The sequence below is a fragment of the Bacteroides sp. HMSC067B03 genome, from assembly GCF_001811315.1.
In the GTDB taxonomy this organism is placed as follows: domain Bacteria; phylum Bacteroidota; class Bacteroidia; order Bacteroidales; family Bacteroidaceae; genus Bacteroides; species Bacteroides faecis.
The window spans coordinates 1-7,878 of sequence record NZ_KV804351.1; the positions used below are offsets into that span (position 1 = coordinate 1).

Sequence of the window (7,878 nt, forward strand, 5' to 3'; positions counted from 1 at the left end):
TGGGGTGGAAAAATTCAGAGATTTAGTTTTTATACGGGTGGTCTTGAATTTTTCCACTACCATGGATTTATAAATGTCTATACTTTAATGTAGTCAAATGGTATTTATAATTAGCTTTTTTTATCACGATATTTTTTGAGTATATTGAATTTATATTAATATATTTGCAAAGTATATAATCTCGTTAATTAACAAAATGCTAATGGAACAATTATCTATTAATATACAAAACGCAGGCACTCTAAAAGAGTTATTGGGTAATACTACAATAAAAGAGATTCAATACTTACAATTATCAGGTTACTTAAACGGAGATGATATAAGATATTTACGAAAAATTCTATCATCACCTCAACATAATCGAGTACATCTAGATTTATTAAATACTAGTATACTTAATGGAGGTGGGAGCTATATTTATCATTATGAAATAGACCTAGAAACATGTGAAAATGAAATTGGAGATTATATGTTTTCGGGATGTTGCAATTTATTGTCTATAATATTGCCTAGAAATATTACTCATATTGGTGATGCTGCTTTTTGCTATTGCACTTATCTGAAATCTATTGTTATTTCCGAGTATGTTACTGATATTTTTAACGTTGATGATTTTTATTGTGATGGTGGAAGTTGGAATGACCAATGTTATTCTCCTTTTAATGGTTGTAGGCAACTTGAAGAGTTCATAGTATCAGAAAATAATAGGCACTTCTCCTCAAAAGACGGTGTTCTATTTAACAAAAGTCAAACGAGATTGATTTCTGTTCCATTCGCCAAAAAAGGTGTATATATTATTCCTTCAGGAGTAACCCGAATTGATTCTGACGCTTTGTCTGAGTGTCTTTATATTACCTCTTTATATATACCTGTAAATGCTGTCTTCAACTCTTATACACCTTCGAATGTATATCTTTATAAACTGGAACAACTAGAATATTTAGACATATATGATACTGTATTTACTAATGAATTTGGGGGAATTTATTCTTGTCCTAAATTAAAAGAAATAAGATTGCATGGTAAAGCATCATTTGCTTTTTATTCCGAATGTCCTAATCTAAATCGTATTAACTATGATGACTATTTCCTCTATTTTAACAAAGAGAATGAGCGTTTTTCTGTCATATTTAAAGATGTTGAGTCTGTTCCTGACTACATTTTTTATCAGAACAATAAAATAGAAAGTGTTATGATTCCGTCTGTAACAAAAACAATTGGTAAAAGTGCTTTTGCAGAATGTGAATATTTAGAAACTGTAGATATTGGAGGAGTGGTTGAAATAGGTGCATCTGCATTTGAGTGTTGCCAGAATTTATCTCATATAAAATTAGGAAAGAATTTACGTCGAATTGGAATATCTTCTTTTTCTGGATGTATCAAATTAGAAAAAATATCATTACCTAGTTCCGTTATCGAAATAGATAGATACAGCTTCGCATTATGTAATAATTTATACGAGGTAGAAATGTCTAATAGTCTTGAATTTATCCATGAAGGAGCTTTTTGTTCTTGTGAAAGATTATTTCGTTTTGAATTGACAAATCAGATAAAAGAAATTGAAAAAAATGTATTTAAAGATTGCTCTAGTCTCAAGTATATAAAAATTGGAGAGAATGTAAAAGTTATAGGAGAAAAAGCCTTTGCTAATTGTTGTAATTTAGTAGAAATATACTGTTTGGCACTCAAACCACCCTATGTACATGTTACAACATTTGATGGGATAAATCTACAAGACTGCGAATTACATACAAAATCTTGCTGCCTTAAAGCATATAAGGAAAATGAACAATGGAAACACTTTATAAAAGAAGAAATACAATTTTTGCAACAACCTATTACGAATAAGCAATTGTCAGTATCCATGTTTGATACTTTTTTCGATAAATGTAAAAACGAATTTGTTTATCAAAGAGGAGAAATGCAATATGACAATTTATATGACAAAATAAAAAAGACTTCTAATTTAAAGATTTTATGCGAATTATCAAAACTAAGAGGAGTTGCACCAAATGCTGCTGATTTTAAAATAGTTGCAATGACACCAAACACCTTATTTGGTTTCAAGCAACTCTTAACAAAAATGGGCGCTCTTATTGCTTTAAAAATTTGGCATGAAACAGTAAATTATGAATATAGTATTGCTACCGATATTGCCCTATATAAAACGGCTCAAAATATAATAAAACTAATATCATAATTTCCCTAAAAATAAGAGTTCTAGCTTTGGAATAGTAATTATACAATATTGAATATTATGAACTATATCTTGCAATTTATATATAGTATGTGGGTGTTAGTTTTATTACTATCTTGTACTAGTAAAAAGGATAGTAATACACAAGCTACTATTGACAGCCTATCTATATATGATAATCATCCTACTTTGGATATATCAGAAGCTAAGCATTTGCAATGGGTAGATTCTGTATTAGGAGTAAAAGGTGTGAAACTGATTGATTACAGAAATAGGATATACCAATATAATGATACAAGGTTTTATTGGAATAGGACTTTTGATTATTTTTTGGTATATCCCTCTAGCTTTACGCATGGAGAAGAATCAGATTTAAGTAATGGCAATCATTTCGTAAATGAAGATAGTACAATCTGTTTGAATGTATATGCTACTTACTTCGATGTTTTTAAAGATGATTATTCGCTTCATGAATGGTTTGATATAATGATTGATACAGAAATAGAACAAGGCAATAGAATTGTCAAGAAAGATATTACAGAACATAGTTATATCATTGAAGGCAATACTAAGGGTGGTAGATGTTTTTATAGTAAAGCTATTTGTAAAAAGGCTTATGAACGTGAGGTTATTGTAACAATGAAGTTGCAATATACAGATTCAAGAAGAAAAGAGGTAGAGAAGCTTTTACCCAATATATTCAAATATATCTCAATAAATAAGTAATAAAAACAATGGTGTTACGAATTGAAGATATATCTTTCATTGGTGTCTATATAAATGACAGTTTTAGAGACTTTAAAGATATAGATGATTATGCTAATTATCATGTATCATTATTAAATAATAAAAGATATAATGCCTTCACTGGAGACTTTATTGATAGAGTAGTTAAAGGTGGATATGCAACTGACCCCAATTATAAGAAAGCATTATCTAACGTCTATAATCAAATAGCTAAAGCTCAAGTAGGAATGAAGATTCCAAAGCTGCAAAATGCAGGAGAGTTAAAAGCCAGAATATTAAGACGATTTAGACAAGAGAAATCAGATGCTCATAATGAAGAACTAATTGGCTTTGATTGGAGTAGATATAAATCTAATAAACCTAAACCAGAAACTACACCTACTCAAAGTGAACAGTTAGAGAATGGCGGTATTATTAAAGCACAAGACGGAATAGTAACTCAAGCTATTAATAAAGTTAAGAGTTTTCTTCCTAAAGAAGAACCTAAGGAACCTATTAATGTTGTAGATGTTGCTAAAGAATATGCTCCTAGTGTTGCAACTTCATTCTTATCTGGAAGTGTTAATCCTTTTATCAATAAGCTATTAGAAGGAAAGAAGTCTTCTCTAGATTATTCCCATAAATTCGGGAGTACAGAGAATAAGTTTGAAGAATTTGCAAGTGTAATGACTCCTATTTTTAAAGAAGCATTGGAAGAAAATGGATTGCCCATTACTAATCTTAATAATTTAGTAAGGCAAGCAGCATTGGAAAGTAATTATGGATTAGACCCTAGAGGTGAAAGAGGGTTTAACTTAAGTGGAATTAAACATCCAGGTGATTCGATAGCTCCCAAATATAAGAAGAGCAGATACAAAGACGGATTTGATTATATAGACTTTGATAATCTAAAAGACTATGCTAATTATAAAGTAAAAGTACTGAATGATAGATATAAAGCTCTAGATGCTAAAGATACTAATGACTTTATAGATAGATTACATGGAAATAATTCTGGAGGATATAATTATAGTGCAGATAAAGATTCTTACAGAAGAAATTTGAATGGAACTTTATCTCTCAATAAGTACTTAAAGAGAGGTGGGATATTGAAGTATCAGAACCCTTCTAGTGGGATTCAGAGGAGAGATGCCATTAAAGATTATAGACCTCAAATTCAAGAGCCTATAAAGCAACAATATACTCCAACTTATTCTGAAATAAGTCAAGATAATAGAAGTGAATGGGAGAAAGAAGTATCTAGGCAAATCAAAGCTGATAAAGCTAAGAATGATAAACTTTATGGTAATCAGCATACTTGGAACTGGTCTGCACCATTTACCAATACTAGAATTACTAAAGATAATGCTAGTACCATGTTTGACTTTAATAAGTCAGCAGCAATGAGTACCTTTGCAACTGGAATAGGTGTTGCTAATCCTGTTGCTACTGCAACATCTATGGCAGGTTCACTAGTTGGAGCTGGCATCGGTAATAAAATAGCAGGGAATAAAGGAGCTTTGATAGGTGGCTTTGTTGGTGGAATGGTTAATCCCAATATTAGATTTGGAAAGAGCAGCTCTACAAGACATCAAAAATATGGTAGTCTCAACGACATCAATATACATAGTAAGATAAATTTCGATAATTATAATCAGATTATGAATAGGATAAAAGAAGAGGAGAATTTATATCGACTCTACTTACAAAATAAGACTGTGGCTGATAGAATTAATAAGGTCGCTCCGTCTTACAGAGACGCAGTAGATGAATTTATTAAGAACGGAATAAAGACTAAATTAGGTCAGCCTGACAAAAATTTTAATGCAGTTAATAAAGTTGCAGATGATGTTGAGCCGTCTTTAGGTGGAGTTCCATTTAAGCACCAGGAGAATGTTTATAACTTAAAACCTGGAGAAACAATAATAGATTTGGAGCCTGTTGCTCACGAAAATAGTCATGGTATAGATAGAGCCATGAGTTATTTCATGAGTACTGATTATTTAAATAAATTATTAAATCCAAACGATAAACTTCCATTTCATAAATGGATTAAAGAAGCGAAGGATAAGAAACAGATAGTTGATTATGTAAAGCAAATTAGAGGATTAGATATGAATAATCCCGCTGATTATCCGCAGATAGAAAAGCAAATTTATAATTATTTCTCTAAGCCTACAGAAATTAAAGCTTATTTTAGTAGGATTCCGTTTGAGAAATACAAGAAATCTGTAGATAGAAGTTTTGACGGAAAAATAATTAACAATCCAGTGTCAGAGGATATATTTCAAATTACTGATGCTGATATACTAAATGATGTCAGATTACAGCTTATATCTTCTATATACAGTAGAAATAATATATCGTCTTACAATTCTCTTAAAAATAATTTATCTGACAAGATATGGGGAATATCTACATTAGGTATTCCTATCATTAACACTATGGTAAATGGCTATGAATGAAATTGACATAATCTTAAAAAAGAATCCAAGTATAAATAAAGAAGACTTACTTATATTGGCAAGTTGGTTATTAGAGTACTGTGATAATAAGTGCCCGAAATCTATAGCTTCTTTCAGAGAAAATATAGATAAATGGTGCGAAGTTACTATACCTCTTCCACACTACTTTTTTATAAAACATAGAGACATCTCTAAATCGGATGAGTTCTTTAATCTGCTTCATAAAGTAGAAAATTATAGTTATGACAAAGATAATTTTCATATAGAAGGCATCAAAATTATCAATGGAGAAATATTACAAGAATGGTCTCAGGAGATTCCAAAAGAAGATGGAGGACCAATAATAGATGACTTTCCAAGAATATAAGAAATGAATAAATATGAACAAATGGATTTATATAACATCAAAGCATCCCTATGATGCAGCTTGCTCACTTGGGATAAATAAAGAAGTCTCGTTTATATTAACTGTCCCACATTTAAATTGGGATATGATAGAAGAGTACAAGTATTTAGCAGATAATCCAGATAATGCGGAGTTAGATGCAATAATAGTTAATGAGGTTGGGGTTATTGCCAATAGGAAGGTTTTAGAACATAATTTAAAAGAGCTTACAAAGATATTAAACAATTAAGCGTGGTAACTAATTTTAACACATATCATTGGGTTAACTTATTAAAAATTAGTAACTTTGTAGAAATAAAAGTAATCCAGTTCCCGCTAGAACCGTGAATAACTAATTAATCTCGTGGACTATTAATTATCTCATAATGTTTGCGAGGGGCTATGTTTATGATTATCTATGCAAAGATATGATTATTTTCTAAGATTTATAAAAAGGCGATACTAGTAAATTACAACCACCAGATTGGAATAATAAAGATATATACAAGACTATTTTACCTATTGGAGTGGGGACTTTAAACAATAAGGAGAATGATAAATGAAAGAAAACATTAATTATAAAATACTATATAGAATATTAAGGCAATACTCCTATAACCGAAATATGGAGGCAATGAATATACTATATAAAGAACTCGTATTAGAGGGAGTTATTCCAGAATTCAAATTCAATATGGAAGTTTGGAAAAATGATAAATCGGGTAAAAATGTATGGAAATGGTATCAAGAAGGAATTTTAGATATTGAATGGGAAGAACCTATGTTAATCATATTATTAATGCAAGAATATCCTTATTTTATGCATTATGAAAAATGATAAATACGAAAAGGCACTCCTTGTACTTTGGAGGAGTTGAGTAAGCTATTTTAAATGAACCAATAAGACTAAAAGATTGGTATGATATAATAATAAACAAATGAATTATTAGTAAATATTGAGTAAAACAGCATTTGAAGAAATTCATTTGCTGTTTTTTTATCCTTAGTCTTGTTATATTGTAAATAATATGTAATTTTGCACCCCGAAATATGCGCTCTTTGAAATGCTTAACTTAAAAAGGTCACTAGCAGCAACGCTTTATTGTGTCAAAAGCACTTTAAATGTTATCCATTGGGGTAACTCGTGACCTGTAACCTTTTTAAGACAGAGACACAACGTCTATTTTTTATTAAAAACAATATTTTCATGAATATATCTACATTAAAAGATATTAAGAATGCTAGTATTAACGTTTGTTTCATTCAAGGAAACAGACAAGTGTCTAATAAAAATGTAAAGTCTAAGACTGCATCTATTGATAAATATGGTATTCTTGTACCATTGATGTATGTCAAAGGCACAAAAGCTGTTAAAGACGGTTGCTCATTAATGACAAGTGACGGAAAGCCTATTCCTAGTGAAGAAGCTGACAAATATATTGTTATTGTTGACGGGCAACATAGATATTCAGCAGCAATAGAGAAAAGTGTTTCTGATGAAGAAATATATCTTTTTGAAAGCTATGCTAAAGCTTCAACAAAAGAGTTGTTAGCAGAAGCTAATGTCGAAGTAGAAAAGTGGAAAGGTGAGGATTATATTGCTGGTGCTACTCTGGCTAAGCCAGAGAATGAACTTTTGCAATTTGCAAACTCCTTATCTTTAAGAGGATTTCCGATTAGTACAATTAGTCTTATTTTATGTTGGGATAAGCACAAGTTTACCTCAAAAAAATTAAGTAAGCTAATGAAAGGTGAAACTGTAAATATAGAGTATAACTTTGAAAGAGCTAGAACTTTTTTGGATGCTATGTCTAATTTTACAGATAAATTTGTTGCTAAGAACTATGCTATTAATGTCGTCATAGACTTATCAAGCGAAATGGGTTACAAGCCTGTTTGTGAAGCATTGTCCAAAATTTCAGAAACTACCATACAAAGAATTGAAGGGATAACTGGAGAGGAAAATGTAAAAAGCTTTTTGAAGGATGCAATAAATAAAGAGTTAGGTAAATAAAAGTTTAATCACTTAAAACCATAGGTTATGTAACCAAAGTTTAAAAGTGCATATTTCATAGCCGATTATCAGAAATGGTAATCGGCTTTTT

At 30.4% G+C, this 7,878-nt stretch carries 7 protein-coding genes; all 7 read left to right on the forward strand.

The window, feature by feature from the left end; genetic code table 11:
- Nucleotides 1–202 precede the first annotated feature (202 nt).
- Entirely contained in the window at nucleotides 203–2,200 is a 1,998-nt protein-coding gene (locus HMPREF2794_RS11135; RefSeq protein ID WP_168166602.1) for a leucine-rich repeat domain-containing protein, read from the forward strand.
- A gap of 57 nt (nucleotides 2,201–2,257) precedes the next feature.
- Entirely contained in the window at nucleotides 2,258–2,923 is a 666-nt protein-coding gene (locus HMPREF2794_RS11140; RefSeq protein WP_371490374.1) for a hypothetical protein, read from the forward strand.
- A gap of 8 nt (nucleotides 2,924–2,931) precedes the next feature.
- Nucleotides 2,932–5,388, forward strand: coding sequence for a hypothetical protein (locus HMPREF2794_RS11145; protein WP_070751527.1), 2,457 nt, complete (start codon nucleotides 2,932–2,934; stop codon nucleotides 5,386–5,388).
- A complete protein-coding gene (locus tag HMPREF2794_RS11150; protein WP_061447991.1) occupies nucleotides 5,375–5,755 on the forward strand; it encodes a hypothetical protein in 381 nt (126 codons plus the stop codon). Before HMPREF2794_RS11145 ends, HMPREF2794_RS11150 begins: the two co-directional genes overlap by 14 nt.
- A gap of 13 nt (nucleotides 5,756–5,768) precedes the next feature.
- On the forward strand, nucleotides 5,769–6,023 hold the full coding sequence (locus HMPREF2794_RS11155; RefSeq protein WP_008777313.1) for a hypothetical protein: 255 nt from the start codon (nucleotides 5,769–5,771) through the stop codon (nucleotides 6,021–6,023).
- Nucleotides 6,024–6,332: 309 nt separating this feature from the next.
- On the forward strand, nucleotides 6,333–6,611 hold the full coding sequence (locus HMPREF2794_RS11160) for a hypothetical protein (RefSeq protein WP_070751528.1): 279 nt from the start codon (nucleotides 6,333–6,335) through the stop codon (nucleotides 6,609–6,611).
- A 369-nt stretch (nucleotides 6,612–6,980) separates the two neighbouring features.
- Nucleotides 6,981–7,787, forward strand: coding sequence for a hypothetical protein (locus HMPREF2794_RS11165; protein WP_032855765.1), 807 nt, complete (start codon nucleotides 6,981–6,983; stop codon nucleotides 7,785–7,787).
- Nucleotides 7,788–7,878 lie beyond the last annotated feature (91 nt).

Excerpts from the sequence above, each read along its gene's own strand:
- HMPREF2794_RS11135 (WP_168166602.1), top strand. The coding sequence starts at position 203 with ATGGAACAATTATCTATTAATATACAAAACGCAGGCACTCTAAAAGAG.
- HMPREF2794_RS11140 (WP_371490374.1), top strand. The coding sequence starts at position 2,258 with ATGAACTATATCTTGCAATTTATATATAGTATGTGGGTGTTAGTTTTA.
- HMPREF2794_RS11145 (WP_070751527.1), top strand. The coding sequence starts at position 2,932 with ATGGTGTTACGAATTGAAGATATATCTTTCATTGGTGTCTATATAAAT.
- HMPREF2794_RS11150 (WP_061447991.1), top strand. The coding sequence starts at position 5,375 with ATGGCTATGAATGAAATTGACATAATCTTAAAAAAGAATCCAAGTATA.
- HMPREF2794_RS11155 (WP_008777313.1), top strand. The coding sequence starts at position 5,769 with ATGAACAAATGGATTTATATAACATCAAAGCATCCCTATGATGCAGCT.
- HMPREF2794_RS11160 (WP_070751528.1), top strand. The coding sequence starts at position 6,333 with ATGAAAGAAAACATTAATTATAAAATACTATATAGAATATTAAGGCAA.
- HMPREF2794_RS11165 (WP_032855765.1), top strand. The coding sequence starts at position 6,981 with ATGAATATATCTACATTAAAAGATATTAAGAATGCTAGTATTAACGTT.